Here is a 15,575-nt window from a genome sequence, read left to right on the forward strand (position 1 = left end):
AAAACTTGTCTCATAATGAAGCCACGAGTCGCTCCCGGCTCGTGGCTTTTTTGTGAGCGAGGCGCTAGCGCCCGCGATTCTCTCGACCGCAGCGCGGAGGACGCACGATGAGCACGGACCTGAACCACGGCCAAGAGGCGCGCCGCATCGAGATCAAGCCGAACTCGCGGCGCTGTCGCGTGATTCATCAGGGCGTCACGTTCGCGGACACGCATGCGTCGATGACGCTCATCGAAATCGGGCACGAGCCCGTCCATTATTTCCCGCGCGCCGATGTCAACATGGCGCGGCTCCAGCGCTCCGCGCACACCACGCACTGCCCGTTCAAGGGCGAGGCCACGCACTACCATTTGCTGACGGAAGACGGTCCGGTGGAAAACGCCGCGTGGAGCTACGAAAGCCCGTTCGACGCCGCCGCGCAGATCAAAGGCTATCTGGCGTTCTATCCGTCGCGCGTGGACCGCATCGACGAGACGGCTTAGCGGCCCGGCCAACAGACGCATTCTTCCTCGCGTGCGATAAAGCACGAAGACGCGTTTCTTGTCCCGGAGGCTCGGATGGAAGTCACCGAAGCGTTGCGCGTGCCGCTCGAGCCGGCACATGTCGAGGACGCGCTCGGCGATCTCGCGTTGTTGCGCGCGAGTCTCGACAATTGCGAATCGTTCACGCGCACGCCGGCCGGCGAGTACGCGCTCACGCTCTTCGTGCCGTTAGGCGCGCTGCGCGCCCCGTATGACGTGCGGGCGCATCCGGCCGGGCGCACGCGGCAGGGCGACCCCGAGCAGCACGACGACCGCGCCTACGCCCGCACGCTCAGTTTCAAGGCGCGCGGCGAGGGCGTCGGTTCGTTGCGCGGACAGATCGCCGTGGCGCTCAATCCCGGCGACGGCGGCGAGTCGACGTGGATCGAATACACCGTCTGGGCGACGGTCGCCGGGCCGCTCGCGGGCTTGCCAGCGCGCCAGATCGAAAACGCGCTGCGCGAAGGCGCCGACGATTTCTTCGCGGAATTCTGCGAAGTCGTGCGCGCAAAGCACGGCCTGCCGTCGCTGCGCGCGGCGGGCGACCGTGCGCGCCGTCACGTTTTCCTGCGCCCCGGCGGCATGTCGGCGGCGTTCTCGCGCCGCGCGGGGGCGACCGCGCGGGCAGTCCACGGCGCACCGGGCGATGCCGCGCCGAGCGGCGTGCTGCGGCATCGGCTGGGCGCGCATCCGTTCGCGCATCGCGAGCGGCATCACCATCACAATCACGAGCACGATCCGCATCCGTTCGGCCTGCCGGGCTGGGCGTGGGCCGCGATGCTCGTCTTCGTCGCGCTGCTCGCGTTCTTCGCGGAGCGCGCAAGCCTGCAATAACGGACGATCGGCGCTAGAGTGCTGCGTTTCTCCCCGACGTTTTCGGAAGGAATCCACCATGCCGCGCCGCGCCCTGATCGTCATCGACGTGCAGAACGAGTATGTCACCGGCAATCTGCCGATCGAATATCCCGATGTGAACGTGTCGCTCGCCAATATTTCCCGCGCGATGGATGCCGCCGACGCGCACGGCGTGCCGATCGTCGTCGTGCAGAACTTCGCGCCCGCGACCGCGCCGATCTTCGCGCGCGGCTCGAAGATGGCGGAACTGCACGAATCGGTCGCGACGCGCCCCCGCGCTCACTATGTCGAAAAGGCGCTGCCGAGCGCGTTCGCCGGCACCGATCTCGCGGACTGGCTGAACGCGCACGACATCGACACCATCGTGATCGCCGGCTACATGACCCACAATTGCGACGATTCCACGGTGCGGCACGCGGTGCACGCCGGCTTATCGGTCGAATTCCTGACCGACGCCACCGGCGCCGTGCCGTACGAGAATCGCGCGGGGCGGGCGAGCGCGGAGGAAATCCATCGCGTGTTCACGGTCGTCATGCAGTCGCGCTTTGCCGCCGTGCTGACCACCGACGAATGGATCGCGGCGCTCAAAAGCGGCGAGGCGCCGCCGCGCGACAACATCTACGCGTCGAACCAGCGCGCGCGTGGCCGCTGAGCGCCGCGCTCAGACGCTGGCGGTGGTGAGCAGCGCGGGACTTGCGCGCAGCGCGTCGAAACAGGCATCGATGAGCGCTTCGGCGTCCTTCGACGGATCGACGCGTTCGGGCATCATCAGCGAGTCGTGCAGGATGCCCGTGAAGAGCGCGTGCAGAAGCGTCGTGGCGCGGCGCACGTCGAGCGCGGCGGGCAGTTGCGCCTTGTCGATGGCATTGCGCAGCGCCCGCGCGATGCGTTCCATGCCGTCGCGCATGTTGTTTTGCTGGCGCTCGCGCACGGGTCCCATTTCCTCGACGAACTCGCACTTGAGAAACAGGATGTCGAACACGCGCCGGCGTTTTTCGTCCTCGGTGATGTTGCGCATGCACCAGATAAAAATTTCGCGGATGCGCGCGAGCGGGTCGGGTTCCTTGCCGTCGAGCGTGGCTGCGACGAGTTCGTCGAGCGGCAGCAGGCTGCGCTCGAACATCGCGTTGAAAAGATCGCCTTTATTGGTGAAATGCCAGTAGATGGCGCCGCGCGTCACGCCTGCCGCCTGTGCGATGTCCGCGAGCGACGTGCGAGACACGCCCTTTTCATAAAAAACGCGCTCGGCGGCGTCGAGAATGCGGTTGCGCGTCTCCTGCGCTTCTTCCTTGGTTCGTCTGACCATATCCTGGGATTGACGGCTTTCCGCGAGCAGATCGGAATCGCGATGCGGGGTGTGAATGCGGTGAACGAAAAGCTGTACCGTTTTTGTCGAAGGGCAGCGGCGGAACGTCTCGTTACAGCCGTAATCTTCGCGGAATCTTATTTTTACATCCATTCGTGAATGTATTTATAATACCAGCCCACACGACGTCAAGACTCGAACATTTTTGTCGGCTGGTCATTTTCGTCACCATCGTTGTTCAGATTCGCGTGTGGCGCCGCCGTCGTTCCGACGCGCGCCAGATGCTCGCTCATGTGCGCATCGCCGTTTTAGAGAGAAGTGCGTCTCATCACTGAGCCGCCGATCCGGCGATGCGCGTGTTTTTTTCGCTATCAGTCACAAACAGAGGTCGCTCCATGCGCTTCGAAAGGGTTCCGTTTCACCTCGTCAGTGCCGCAACGGCTGCCATCCTGCTGGCGGCGTGCGGACAAAAACAATCGGCGCCGCCGCCGCAGACGCCCGAAGTCGGCATCGTGACGATTGAGCCGAGCGCCGTGCCGGTCAGAACCGAACTGCCGGGCCGCACGAGCGCGTATCTCGTCGCGCAGGTGCGGGCGCGCGTGGACGGCGTCGTGCTGCGCCGCGAGTTCACGGAAGGCAGCATCGTCAAGGCGGGCCAGCGGCTCTATAAGATCGATCCGGCGCCCTACATCGCGCAGTTGAACAACGCGAAGGCGTCGCTCGCGAAGGCGCAGGCGAACCTCGCATCGACGACCGCGCAGGCGAACCGCTACAAGGTGCTGGTCTCGGCGAACGCGGTGAGCAAGCAGGACTACGACAACGCCGTCGCCGCGCAAGGCCAGGCCGCGGCCGACGTCGCCGCCGGCAAGGCCGCGGTCGATACCGCAGCGATCAACCTCGGCTACACGGATGTCGTTGCGCCCGTGACGGGGCAGGTCGGCATCTCGCAGGTCACGCCGGGCGCGTATGTCCAGGCGAGCCAGGCGACGCTCATGGCGACGGTCCAGCAGCTCGATCCGATGTACGTCGATCTGACGCAATCGAGCCTCGACGGCCTCAAGCTGCGCCGCCAGATCCAGCAAGGCCGTCTCACGACGAGCGGCCCGAACGCGGCGAAAGTCTCGCTCGTGCTGGAAGACGGCCGCGTCTATTCGGAGAAGGGCAAGCTGCAGTTCACCGACGTGACCGTCGATCCGAGCACCGGTTCGGTCACGGTCCGCGCCATCTTCGAGAACAAGGACCGTGTGCTGTTGCCCGGCATGTTCGTGCGCGCGCGCATCGAGGAAGGCGTGAATCCGAACGCCATCGTCGTGCCGCAGATCGGCATCACGCACGACCAGAAGGGCACGCCGACCGCGCTCGTCGTCGGCGCGGACAACAAGGTGGCGCTGCGCCAGCTCGTGACGTCCGGCACCTACGGTCAGAACTGGGTGGTCGATAGCGGTCTTGCCGCCGGCGACCGCGTGATCGTGCAGGGCGTCGACAAGGTGCGTCCGGGCATGGAAGTGAAGACCGTGCCCGCGCAACTGCCCGCAGCGCCCGCAGCCGGAGCGTCGCAGGCGAGCGATGCGCAAGCCGCGCAGCCCGCCTCGTCCGCGCAGCCCGCGTCTGCTGCGTCGGGCGCGTAAAACCAGGAGCCCGCCTCATGGCAAAGTTCTTTATCGATCGCCCGATTTTCGCGTGGGTGATCGCCATCGTTTTGATGCTCGCGGGTATCGCGTCCATCTTCACGCTGCCGGTCGCGCAGTATCCGACCATCGCGCCGCCGGCGGTTCAGATCAGCGCGACGTATCCGGGCGCATCGGCGAAGACGGTGGAAAACACCGTCACGCAGGTGATCGAGCAGCAGATGAGCGGTCTCGACCACTTGCTGTATCTGTCCTCCACGTCCGATGACTCCGGCACCGCGACCATCACGCTGACGTTCGCGCCCGGCACGAACCCGGACATCGCGCAGGTGCAGGTGCAGAACAAGCTGCAGCTCGCCACGCCGCTCCTGCCGCAGATCGTGCAGCAATTGGGCACCAAGGTCACGAAGTCGAGCAACAGCTTCCTGCTCGTGCTGGCGTTCGTCTCGCAGGACGGCAGCATGAGCAAGTACGACCTCGCGAACTACGTGGCGTCGCACATTCAGGATCCGGTGAGCCGTCTGGACGGCGTGGGCACGGTGACGCTCTTCGGCTCGCAGTACGCCATGCGCATCTGGCTGAACGCGAACAAGCTGAACAACTTCGGCCTCACGCCCGTGGACGTGCAGGCGGCGCTCACCGCGCAGAACGTGCAGGTCGCGGGCGGCTCGCTCGGCGGCACGCCGTCGGTGCCGGGCCAGTTGCTGCAGGCGACCATCACGGAAGCCACGCTGCTGACCACGCCGGAACAGTTCGGCAACGTGCTGTTGAAGGTGAACCAGGACGGCTCGCAGGTGCGTCTGAAGGATGTTGCGCGCATCGAGCTCGGCGGCGAGAACTACAACTTCGACACCAAGTACAGCGGCCAGCCGGCGGCGGGCTTCGGTATTCAGCTCGCGACGGGCGCGAACGCGCTCGCCACCGCGAAGGCCGTGCGCCAGAAGATCGACGAGCTCTCGAAGTACTTCCCGAACGGCCTCGTCGTGAAGTATCCGTACGACACCACGCCGTTCGTGCGGTTGTCCATCGAGGACGTGGTCAAGACGCTGATCGAAGGCATCGTGCTGGTGTTCCTCGTGATGTATCTGTTCCTGCAGAACCTGCGGGCCACGCTCATTCCGACCATCGCGGTGCCGGTCGTGCTGCTCGGCACGTTCGCGATCATGGCGGCGGTGGGCTTCTCCATCAACACGCTATCGATGTTCGGTCTCGTGCTCGCCATCGGCTTGCTGGTGGACGATGCGATCGTGGTCGTGGAGAACGTCGAACGCGTGATGGCGGAGGAGGGCTTATCGCCACGCGAAGCGACCCGCAAGGCGATGGGCCAGATCACCGGCGCGCTGGTGGGCGTGGCGCTCGTGCTGTCGGCGGTGTTCGTGCCGGTGGCGCTGTCGGGCGGCTCGGTGGGCGCGATCTATCGACAGTTCTCGCTCACGATCGTCTCCGCGATGGTGCTGTCCGTGCTGACCGCGCTGATTCTCACGCCGGCGCTGTGCGCGACCATCCTGAAGCCGATCCCGCAAGGGCATCACGAAGCGAAGAAGGGCTTCTTCGGCTGGTTCAACCGCACGTTCGACAAGAGCCGCGAGAAGTACCATTCGGGCGTCTATCACGTGATCCGGCGCTCCGGGCGCTGGCTCGTCATCTATCTGGTGGTGATCGTCGCCGTCGGCTTCCTGTTCGTGAAGCTGCCGAAGTCGTTCCTCCCCGACGAAGACCAGGGCACGATGTTCGTGCTCGTGCAGACGCCGGCCGGTTCCACTCAGGAAACCACGGCGCGCGCGCTGAAGGACGTCTCCGACTACCTGCTGAATCAGGAAGCGTCCATCGTCGAATCGACCTTCACGGTCAACGGCTTCAGCTTCGCGGGCCGCGGTCAGAACGCGGGTCTCGTGTTCGTGCGCATGAAGGACTACGCGCAGCGCCAGAAGGGCGACCAGAAGGTGCAGGCGCTGGTGGGCCGGCTCTTTGGCCGCTTCTCGGGCTACAAGAACGCGGTGGTGTTCCCGGTCAATCCGCCGTCCATTCCTGAACTCGGCACGGCCGCGGGCTTCGACTTCGAGCTGCAGGACCGCGCAGGCGTGGGCCACGACGCGCTGATGGCCGCGCGCAACCAGCTGCTCGGCATGGCCGCGAAGGACCCGACGCTCGCGCAGGTGCGTCCGAACGGCCTGAACGATACGCCGCAGTTCAAGGTGAACATCGACCGTGAGAAGGCGCTCGCGCTCGGCGTGACGGCTGCGTCCATCGACCAGACGTTCTCGATCGCGTGGGCTTCGCAGTACGTGAACAACTTCCTCGATACGGACAGCCGGATCAAGAAGGTGTACCTGCAAGCCGACGCGCCGTTCCGCATGACGCCGGAGAACATGAACGACTGGTACGTGCGCAACGGATCGGGCGGGATGGTGCCGTTCTCCGCGTTCGCCACCGGCGACTGGACGTACGGTTCGCCGAAGCTCGAACGCTACAACGGCATCTCGTCGGTCGAAATCCAGGGCGCGGCTGGCCCCGGCAAGTCCACGGGTCAGGCGATGCAGGCGATGGAAGCCATCGCGGCGAAGCTCCCGGCGGGCATCGGCTACGAATGGACGGGACTGTCTTATCAGGAAATCCAGTCGGGTTCGCAGGCGCCGATTCTGTACGGCATCTCGATTCTCGTCGTGTTCCTGTGTCTCGCGGCGCTGTATGAAAGCTGGTCGATTCCGTTCTCGGTCATCATGGTCGTGCCGCTCGGCGTAATCGGCGCGCTGCTTGCCGTCACGTTGCGCGGTCTGGAGAACGACGTGTTCTTCCAGGTGGGTCTCTTGACCACGGTCGGCTTGTCGGCGAAGAACGCGATTCTGATCGTGGAATTCGCCCGCGAACTGCAGATGTCGGAGAAGATGGGCCCGATCGAAGCGGCAATGGAAGCGGCGCGGCTGCGCCTGCGCCCGATTCTGATGACGTCGCTCGCGTTCATTCTCGGCGTGATGCCGCTCGCGATCAGCAACGGCGCAGGCTCCGCGAGCCAGCACGCGATCGGTACCGGCGTGATCGGCGGCATGTTGACCGCGACCTTCCTCGCGATCTTCATGGTCCCGATGTTCTTCGTCGTGATCCGCGCGCAGTTCAGCGGCGAGAAGGAAAATCCGGAGACGGCGCTCGAGCACTACGAGCAGCATCATCCCGATGAGCACCGTCCGCGCGATGGCGGCGGCTCCAACGAAGGACATTGAAATGCGTAGACTTTCCTTGATAGCAGCGGCCGTCGCGGTGCTGGCGGGCTGCTCGCTGGCCCCGAAGTACGAGCGTCCCGCGCCGCCGGTCTCGTCGACGTTCCCGACCGGCGGCGTGTACTCGACGCAGCCGGGCGCGGCGGATGCCGGCGCGCGCAGCGCGAACGGCGTCGCGGGCGCGGAGATCGGCTGGCGCGATTTCTTCGTGGATGCGCGGTTGCAGCGGCTCATCGACATCGCGCTGAAGAACAACCGCGATCTGCGCGCGTCGGTGCTCAACATTCAGGCGGCGCAGGCGCAGTACCGCATCGTGCGCTCGGAGCTGTTCCCGTCGATCACGGCGCAGGCCCAGCAGTCGAAGCAGCGCACGCCGCGCAATCTGTCGTTCTTCGACCGGACCATTTCGAACACGTATTCCGTGGGCCTGAACGCGTCGTGGGAACTCGACTTGTTCGGCCGCGTGCAGAGCCTGAAGGATCAGGCGCTCGCGCAGTATTTCTCCACGGCCTACGCGCGCAAGGCGTTCGAGATTTCGCTCGTGTCGCAAGTGGCTTCGCAATATCTGCAAGTGCTGCAAGCGGATGACCTGCTGCAAGTCACCGAGCAGACGCTCAAGACCGCGCAGGAGTCGTACAACATCGTCAAGCTGCAGTTCGACAACGGCACGGCTTCCGAGCTGGATCTGTCGCAGTCGCAGACGGTGGTGGAAACGGCGGTGGCGAACCTGCAGGCGCAGCAGCGTGCGCGGGCGCAGGCAGTGAACGCGCTGGCGCTGCTGATCGGCGAGCCGATTCCCGATGATCTGCCGGCCGGCATGCCGCTCAACGAGCAGGACTTGCTGACGGACATTCCCGCTGGCTTGCCGTCGGATCTGCTCACGCGTCGTCCGGACATCATGGAAGCCGAGCAGAACCTGCTCGCGGCGAACGCGAACATCGGCGCGGCGCGGGCGGCGTTCTTCCCGAGCATTTCGCTTACCGGCAGTTTCGGCACGCTCAGTCCGACGCTCGGCGGCTTGTTCAAGCCCGGCTCGGCGGCGTGGAGCTTCGCGCCGACGATCACGCTGCCGATCTTCCAGGGCGGTCAGAATCAGGCGAATCTGGATCTGGCCAACATCCAGAAGAACATCCAGATCGCGGCGTACGAGAAGGCGATTCAGTCCGCTTTCCGCGATGTCGCCGATGGCCTCGCCGCGCGCGGCACCTACGATCAGCAGATCCGGGCGCTCGAACGCGACACGGCGGCGGAGCAGCGCCGGCTGGATTTGTCGACGATGCGGTACCGGCAGGGCGTCGATAGCTATCTGAACGTGCTGACCGCGCAGCAGGACCTGTACTCGGTGCAGCAGACGCTCATCACCGTGCGCACCGAGCGGCTCGCCAACCTCGTCAATCTGTATCAGGCCCTGGGCGGCGGATGGGTCGAGCATACCGGCGATGCGCCGCGCCCGGCCGATGCGCCAGCTATGCCCGCAGCTCCCGCCGATGTCGGCGCGGCGAGTACACCGCAGGCGGCGTCGGCTGCTGTCGCGGGGTGATTCGTTTAGTCGATTGTTTGGAAGCCCGGCCAGCGTGCCGGGCTTTCATCGTTTAGGACGTCGGCTCGTCCGGCATCACTGACGCTGGCGCAACGGTCGAATAGCCTCCCGCAAATACCGCGCCGTGCGACTCTCCTCGTGACCCGCAACCACGCGCGGCTCCCCCGCCACGAGTATCCTCCCGCCATCCTCTCCCGCGCCCGGACCCATGTCGATGACCCAGTCGCTGTCCGCTGCGACCCGCATGTCATGCTCGACAACGACCACGGTATTGCCGGCATCGACGAGGCCTTGCAGTTGCGCCATCAGGCGGTCGACATCGGCGGGGTGCAGGCCGGTAGTCGGTTCATCGAGAATATAAAGCGTGTCCGCGCGATGCGCCCGCTGTAGTTCGGTCGCGAGCTTGATGCGCTGCGCCTCGCCGCCCGACAGTTCCGTCGCGGGCTGGCCGAGACGCAGATAGCCGAGCCCGATGTCGCGCAACACGGTGAGCGCGCGCATTACCGCAGGCTCGGCGGCGAAGAACGCGCATGCGCTATCCACGCTCATCGCAAGCACGTCCGCGATGTTCTTGCCTTGCCATTCGATCTCCAGCGTCTGCGGGTTGTAGCGCGATCCGTGACACGTGGAGCACGAGGTAAAGACGCTCGGCAGGAATAGAAGCTCGACGCTCACGAAGCCTTCGCCTTCGCATGTCGGGCAACGCCCTTGTGCCACATTGAACGAGAAGCGGCCCGCGCCATAGCGGCGCTTGCGCGCGGCAGGCGTATCGGCGAAGAGCTTGCGCACGTGATCGAAGAGACCGGTGTAGGTCGCAAGATTCGAGCGCGGCGTCCGGCCAATCGGCTTCTGGTCGACGCGCACCAGTCGCTTCACGGTCTCCATGCCTGCCGCGATATGTCCGTCCGCAGGCGTCTCCGCGCGCGCGAGCAGCGGGTCCTGTTCTTCATCGCCTTCGTCGTCGAGCAGCCGTCCCAGCCGCGCGGCGACGAGCTCGGGCAGCGCCTGACTCACGAGGCTCGACTTTCCGGAGCCGGATATTCCGGTCACTGTCGTGAAGCAACCGAGAGGGAACGCGACATCGATTCCATGCAAGTTATTGCGCGTGATGCCCGCAAGCCTCAACCAGTCGCGCGCGGCACGCGGCCGGCGCATCGCGGGCGAACCCTCGGCGAACAGATGCCTTCGCGTCTGCGATGCTTCTATCTCGGCCAGTCCTTCAGGTGGCCCGCTGTACAGCACTTCGCCGCCCGCTTCGCCGGCTGCCGGGCCGACATCCACGAGCCAGTCCGCGCGCCGCATCATGTGCAGATCGTGTTCGATCACGAAGAGGGAATTGCCCGCCGACTTCAGGCGCTGCAAGGCGACGAAGAGCGCCTCGCTGTCGGCCGGATGCAGACCGGCGGAAGGCTCGTCCAGCACATACACGACACCGAAAAGCTGGGACGCAAGCTGAGTCGCCAGCCGCAAGCGCTGCAACTCGCCGGATGAGAGCGTGGGCGTCGCCCGATCGAGCGAAAGATAGCCGAGCCCCAGATCGGTCAGCGTGACGAGGCGCTCCAGCAGGTCGGCTGCGATGCGCTCGGCGGCCGCGCGTTTCTCGTCCGAGAGATTGGGCGTTCGCCGCACGTCCGGCGCCGCCTTGTGCGCCGAGCCGCCGGCGGCCACGCGTTTCGCCGTCGCCGCGCGCCGCGCGTCTTCGTTGAGCACATGGCCGTCGCTATCCGTCTCGGGCCACGCGCCGCGTGCGATCGGTTCGAGCAGTTCAGCCAGCCGGTTAAGCGAGAGCCGCGAGAACTCGGCGATATCGAGTCCGGCGAACGTCACCGACAGCGCCTCTTGCTTCAGCCGTTTGCCGTGACATGCGGCGCAATCCTTGCCGACCATGAAGCGCGACACCCGCTTTTTCATCAGCGCGCTTTGCGTGTGCGCGAAGGTATGCAGCACGTAACGGCGCGCGCCCGTGAACGTGCCCTGATAGCTCGGCTCCGCGCCACGCTTGAGCGCCGCTTGCGTCTCCTTCGGCGTGAGGCCCGCATAGACCGGTACGGTCGGTTGTTCTTCGGTAAATAGAATCCAGTCGCGATCCTTCTTCGGCAAGTCACGCCACGGCTTGTCCACGTCGTAACCCAGCGTCACCAGGATGTCGCGCAGATTCTGCCCGTGCCAGGCGGGCGGCCACGCGGCCACGGCGCGCTCGCGGATGGTCAGGGTATCGTCGGGCACCATCGACGCTTCCGTGACCTCGTAGACGCGTCCCAGCCCGTGACAGACCGGGCACGCGCCCTGTACGGTATTCGGCGAGAAGTCCTCGGCGTAGAGCATCGGTTGCCCGGCCGGATAGCTGCCCGTGCGAGAGTAGAGCATGCGCACGAGACTGGAGAGCGTCGTGATGCTTCCCACCGACGAACGCGCATTCGGTGCGCCGCGCTGCTGCTGAAGCGCGACGGCGGGCGGCAGACCTTCGATCGACCCGACTTGCGGCACCCCGACCTGCTCGATCAGACGGCGTGCATAAGGCGCGACGGATTCGAAGTAGCGCCGTTGCGCTTCGGCGTACAACGTGCCGAACGCGAGCGACGACTTGCCGGAGCCCGATACGCCCGTGAAGACGACGAGCGCATCGCGGGGGACGTCGACATCGACGTTCTTCAGGTTGTGCTCTCGCGCGCCACGCACGCGCACGAAGCCCGTCAGAGACTCGCTGGTGTCGCCTTTCGATGATCGCGTCTGCGTATGTGTTTTAGTTGCTGGCATCCACTCGTCGGAGAATCCGGGAAGCGCGTGAAGGAACGGGTCGGCAGCATGTCGCGTGCCATTATGGCGTGGTGTGCGGCCATTCGCTCAACGGCTCGCATGATATGTCAAGCTCGACGCGCGCGCAGGCGGCAAGCGCGATGGATTCGAGCGACTTAGCTGAGAACGGCATTCGGAGGCCGAGACCGCAGTCAGGAGCCGTGAAGCCATGTCCTTCGCCGCGACAACCGTCTTCGCAGCTTTCGGCGCAGTCACGCGTCGATGCGCGTAGCATGGGCAGGTCAGGCCCCGGCATAGTGCAATGGCATCGTCCGGCACCCAGACGGCTGGTTTCCTGATGTATCACCAGATCTGCCGGCAGATGCTGAACGGCTACCCGCGTCGTCAGAGTCATTTGTTCGAGTGGCATCGACCGATAGATAACCAGTGATCCGAATCGTCGTGCAAGCGGTTACGTTGCCGACTTTGTCGGGCATCGACCCTAGGAGCGAAAACAAAAAAGCGCCGCGATTCCCACCGCGGCGCCAACCCATCACAACCCGCAAGCACTTCCTTCAAGCCATCACTGCGCTTCCGATGCGCGCGCCGCGCCGTCGAGATCATGCCCTGCCTGACGAATCTCGCAGCGCGCTTCGCGTTCCTTGCGCACGCCGTTGAACACGATGTTGAGCACGACCGCCGACACCGACGCCAGCAGAATGCCGCTATGAAGAATCGGCTCAAGCGCGTGCGGCAGTTGCGAGAAGAACTTCGGCGCGACCACCGGCACGAGCCCGAGGCCGACGCTCACCGCGACGATGAAGAGATTATGGTGATTCTTCACGAAGTCCACTTTCGACAGCACCTTGATGCCATTCGCCGCGACCATGCCGAACATCACGATGCCCGCGCCGCCGAGCACGAACGGCGGCACCGAGGCGACCACCTGCGCCATCTTCGGAAAGAGGCCGAGCACGACGAGAATCACGCCGCCCGTCGCGCAGACGAAGCGGCTCTTCACGCCCGTCACGCCGATCAGCCCGACGTTCTGCGAAAACGACGTATGCGGGAACGAGTTGAACACGCCGCCGATCAGCGTGCCGAGACCATCCACGCGCAAGCCGCGCACGAGCGCCTTCTGATCGACCGGACGCTCCACGAGATCGCCGACCGCGAGGAACATGCCCGTCGATTCGATGAACGTCACGAACATCACGATGACCATCGTTGCGACGGAGAGCGCATCGAAGTGCGGCATGCCGAAGTGGAACGGCAGCACGATGCCGACCCACGGCGCATGCGCGACGCTGTCCATGTTGACGCGCCCGAGCATCGCGGCGATCACGAAGCCCGCGACGATGCCGAGCAGCACCGAGATGTTCGCGATGAAGCCGCGCGCGAACTTGTTGATGAGCAGAATGAGCGAGAGCACGACGAGCGACAGCAGCAGATACACGGGATTGCCGTAATCGGGATTGCCGACGCCGCCCGCCGCCCAGTTGATGCCCACGCCCATCAGCGACAGGCCGATCACCGCGATCACCGTGCCGACCACCACCGGCGGAAAGAAGCGCAGCAGCTTGCCGATCATCGGCGCGAGAAAGATGCCGATGACGCCGGCCGCGATGGTCGCGCCGAACACATCGAGAATGCCGAGCGACGGATTCGTGCCGATGGCGACCATCGGTCCGACCGCCGCGAACGTGCAGCCCATGATGACCGGCAGACGGATGCCGAAGATCCACAGGCCGAGCGTCTGAATCAGCGTGGCGACGCCGCATGAAAACAAGTCCGCGCTGATGAGGAACGCGACCTCGTCCTTCGACAGATGCATGGCCGCGCCGAGAATCAGCGGCACCGCGACGGCGCCCGCGTACATCACGAGGACGTGCTGTATGCCGAGCGTGAGCAACTGGCCGGTCGGCAGCCGTTCGTCGCACGGATGAACCTTCGGGTGGCTCGTGCTCGATGCCATATGTGTCTCCTTGATCGCCTTTCCATTTGAACGGCCTCCAAGGTAAGTGCGACAAAAAGCGCGAACAAGACCACGCGGCGCTATACGTCGCGTTCGCGGGGCGATATGGAAACGGCGCGAAGAGCGCAGCTGATTCGCGGCGAGGCCCTTGCTGCAAGCGACTTGACGCATCGCGAGGGATTTTTGTCGGCTGATGCAAGGCCGACTGAAGGGGCGCGTCGTTATGATGTTCATCACGGCGCGCGTATAGTCCGTTTTTCGTTCATCGTGTGCGGCGGCGGGGTTAACCCGCGTAATTCCGCGTTATTCCACGCTTACCGCGTTTTCCCTAACGTCTTTTCGAGCGGCTCATTTATGCGTTTTCTCGGCATCGATCTCGGCACGGGTTCCGTGAAACTGGCTATCGTCGACGAACACGCGCGCGAAGTCGCAGCGTCGAGCGCGGCCTATGCGGTGACGAGCGCGCAGCCGGGCTGGGCCGAGACATCCGCCGATGCGTGGTATGCCGCTGTCGTCGATGCTGCCTCTCGCCTGCCCGCGCACGAACGCGAAGCCGTGAGCGCCATCGGCTTCTCAGGGCAAATGCACGGCGTGGTGCCGACCGCCGCCGACGGCCGCGCGCTGCGCCCCGCGATGCTCTGGCCGGACACGCGCGCCCGCGCGCTGCTCGACGCGTGGCCGGAGCCGCAGCCGAACCCAGTCGCGCCGGGCATGGCTGGGCCGCTCCTGCGCTGGCTTGTTACGCACGAACCCGCGCTCGCCGCCGACATGCGCTGGGCGTTGCAGCCGAAGGACTGGCTGCGCGCGAGGCTCGGCGGCGCGTTCGTGACCGATCCGTCGGACGCGTGCGCGACCGCGCTCGCTGCCCCATCGGGCGAATGGGACGCGGCGCTCATCGAGAGGCTCGGCTTGTCGCGCGAGTGGTTCGCGCCGCTTGCGGCATCGGATGCGCAGGCGGGCGCGTTGTCTGAGGAAGCTGCTTCGGCGCTCGGCCTGCGCGCCGGCATTCCGATGGCCGTCGGCGCGGGCGATACGCCGTGCGCCGCGCTCGGCAGCGGCCTGATCGCGGATGGCGACGCGCTGCTCACCACGGGCAGCGGCGGGCAGATCGTCGTGATGAGCGACGAAGCGCCGTCGCCGGTGCGCGGACTCCACACATATCGCGGCGCGGCCAGCGCCGGCGCGCGCTGGTATCGCATGGCGGCGATGCAGAACGTGGGCGTCGCGCTGGAGACGGTGCGCGGCTGGCTCGGCTATGCAGCGTGGCCCGCCGCTTACGAGGACGCATTCGCATCGGATGCGAGCGCGTCCGTGAGCTTCCTGCCGTACCTGAGTGGCGAGCGTTCTCCGTGGATGAACCCGGCGGCGCGCGGCGGCTGGCTCGGCCTCGGCCTCGACGACACGCGCGGCACGATGATGCGCGCGGCGTTCGAAGGCGTGGCATTCGCATTGCGGGCGGGACTCGACGCCATCCGGACGAGCGGCACGCCGTTGTCGTCGATGCGGCTTGCGGGCGGCGGCTCCATCGACGCGCGCTGGCGGCAACTGCTCGCCGATGCGCTGCATGTCGAACTGCACGCCTGCGATTGCCCGAATGCGGCGGCGCGCGGCGCGGCAATCATCGGCGGCATGGCGGCGGGGCATTGGCGCGCCGATGACTTAGCGTCGCTTGCGCCTGCCAGCATGCGCGTCGCGAGTCCGCGAGGCGACGCCGCGCTCGACGAAAGGCACGCGCGTTTCATCGCGCTCTACGAGCGCGTCGAAGACTGGTTCTGACGTCTTGCGCGCGAGCCCTTAAA

At 65.6% G+C, this 15,575-nt stretch carries 10 protein-coding genes; 7 read left to right on the plus strand and 3 right to left on the minus strand.

Annotated elements, in window-relative coordinates; all coding sequences use genetic code 11:
• The first annotated feature begins 107 nt into the window (after positions 1 to 107).
• From LDZ26_RS02300 to LDZ26_RS02310, 3 genes are all read left to right on the plus strand, one after another.
• Positions 108 to 482 carry a DUF427 domain-containing protein gene (locus LDZ26_RS02300; RefSeq protein ID WP_244847991.1) on the plus strand — a complete coding sequence of 125 codons (375 nt, stop codon included), beginning with the start codon at positions 108 to 110 and terminating at the stop codon, positions 480 to 482.
• 75 nt (positions 483 to 557) lie between these two features.
• Positions 558 to 1,355 (plus strand): CoxG family protein, encoded by a 798-nt coding sequence (locus tag LDZ26_RS02305; protein ID WP_244847992.1) that lies wholly within the window; start codon positions 558 to 560, stop codon positions 1,353 to 1,355.
• Between the two features lie 58 nt (positions 1,356 to 1,413).
• A complete protein-coding gene (locus tag LDZ26_RS02310) occupies positions 1,414 to 2,028 on the plus strand; it encodes a cysteine hydrolase family protein (protein ID WP_244847993.1) in 615 nt (204 codons plus the stop codon).
• 9 nt (positions 2,029 to 2,037) lie between these two features.
• Here the strand turns inward: LDZ26_RS02310 and LDZ26_RS02315 are convergent, their stop codons facing one another.
• Positions 2,038 to 2,682 (minus strand): TetR family transcriptional regulator, encoded by a 645-nt coding sequence (locus LDZ26_RS02315; protein WP_244847994.1) that lies wholly within the window; start codon positions 2,680 to 2,682, stop codon positions 2,038 to 2,040.
• Between the two features lie 395 nt (positions 2,683 to 3,077).
• Here LDZ26_RS02315 and LDZ26_RS02320 point away from each other — a divergent pair, with 395 nt between their 5' ends.
• From LDZ26_RS02320 to LDZ26_RS02330, 3 genes are read left to right on the plus strand one after another with little or no spacing between them, the layout of a single operon-like run.
• Complete coding sequence (locus tag LDZ26_RS02320) at positions 3,078 to 4,310, plus strand: efflux RND transporter periplasmic adaptor subunit (protein WP_244847995.1); 1,233 nt, start codon at positions 3,078 to 3,080, stop codon at positions 4,308 to 4,310.
• A gap of 17 nt (positions 4,311 to 4,327) precedes the next feature.
• Positions 4,328 to 7,528: an efflux RND transporter permease subunit gene (locus LDZ26_RS02325; RefSeq protein ID WP_244847996.1), complete on the plus strand. Its 3,201-nt coding sequence runs from the start codon at positions 4,328 to 4,330 to the stop codon at positions 7,526 to 7,528.
• A 1-nt stretch (position 7,529) separates the two neighbouring features.
• Positions 7,530 to 9,065, plus strand: coding sequence for an efflux transporter outer membrane subunit (locus tag LDZ26_RS02330; RefSeq protein ID WP_244847997.1), 1,536 nt, complete (start codon positions 7,530 to 7,532; stop codon positions 9,063 to 9,065).
• Positions 9,066 to 9,140: 75 nt separating this feature from the next.
• Here LDZ26_RS02330 and LDZ26_RS02335 read toward each other — a convergent pair whose 3' ends face one another.
• Together LDZ26_RS02335 and LDZ26_RS02340 are read right to left on the minus strand one after the other, a co-directional pair.
• On the minus strand, positions 9,141 to 11,822 hold the full coding sequence (locus tag LDZ26_RS02335) for an excinuclease ABC subunit UvrA (protein ID WP_244847998.1): 2,682 nt from the start codon (positions 11,820 to 11,822) through the stop codon (positions 9,141 to 9,143).
• Between the two features lie 562 nt (positions 11,823 to 12,384).
• On the minus strand, positions 12,385 to 13,776 hold the full coding sequence (locus LDZ26_RS02340) for a nucleobase:cation symporter-2 family protein (protein ID WP_244847999.1): 1,392 nt from the start codon (positions 13,774 to 13,776) through the stop codon (positions 12,385 to 12,387).
• Positions 13,777 to 14,130: 354 nt separating this feature from the next.
• On the opposite strand from LDZ26_RS02340, the gene LDZ26_RS02345 reads away from it, so the two are divergent.
• Positions 14,131 to 15,552 (plus strand): xylulokinase, encoded by a 1,422-nt coding sequence (locus tag LDZ26_RS02345; RefSeq protein WP_244848000.1) that lies wholly within the window; start codon positions 14,131 to 14,133, stop codon positions 15,550 to 15,552.
• The last annotated feature ends 23 nt before the right edge of the window (positions 15,553 to 15,575 follow it).

This window comes from Caballeronia sp. SL2Y3, from assembly GCF_022879575.1.
Taxonomy (GTDB): domain Bacteria; phylum Pseudomonadota; class Gammaproteobacteria; order Burkholderiales; family Burkholderiaceae; genus Caballeronia.

What these genes read in the sequence shown, in the direction of transcription:
- LDZ26_RS02300 (WP_244847991.1), top strand. Translation starts at nt 108, where the DNA reads ATGAGCACGGACCTGAACCACGGCCAAGAGGCGCGCCGCATCGAGATC.
- LDZ26_RS02305 (WP_244847992.1), top strand. Translation starts at nt 558, where the DNA reads ATGGAAGTCACCGAAGCGTTGCGCGTGCCGCTCGAGCCGGCACATGTC.
- LDZ26_RS02310 (WP_244847993.1), top strand. Translation starts at nt 1,414, where the DNA reads ATGCCGCGCCGCGCCCTGATCGTCATCGACGTGCAGAACGAGTATGTC.
- LDZ26_RS02315 (WP_244847994.1), bottom strand. Translation starts at nt 2,682, where the DNA reads ATGGTCAGACGAACCAAGGAAGAAGCGCAGGAGACGCGCAACCGCATT.
- LDZ26_RS02320 (WP_244847995.1), top strand. Translation starts at nt 3,078, where the DNA reads ATGCGCTTCGAAAGGGTTCCGTTTCACCTCGTCAGTGCCGCAACGGCT.
- LDZ26_RS02325 (WP_244847996.1), top strand. Translation starts at nt 4,328, where the DNA reads ATGGCAAAGTTCTTTATCGATCGCCCGATTTTCGCGTGGGTGATCGCC.
- LDZ26_RS02330 (WP_244847997.1), top strand. Translation starts at nt 7,530, where the DNA reads ATGCGTAGACTTTCCTTGATAGCAGCGGCCGTCGCGGTGCTGGCGGGC.
- LDZ26_RS02335 (WP_244847998.1), bottom strand. Translation starts at nt 11,822, where the DNA reads ATGCCAGCAACTAAAACACATACGCAGACGCGATCATCGAAAGGCGAC.
- LDZ26_RS02340 (WP_244847999.1), bottom strand. Translation starts at nt 13,776, where the DNA reads ATGGCATCGAGCACGAGCCACCCGAAGGTTCATCCGTGCGACGAACGG.
- LDZ26_RS02345 (WP_244848000.1), top strand. Translation starts at nt 14,131, where the DNA reads ATGCGTTTTCTCGGCATCGATCTCGGCACGGGTTCCGTGAAACTGGCT.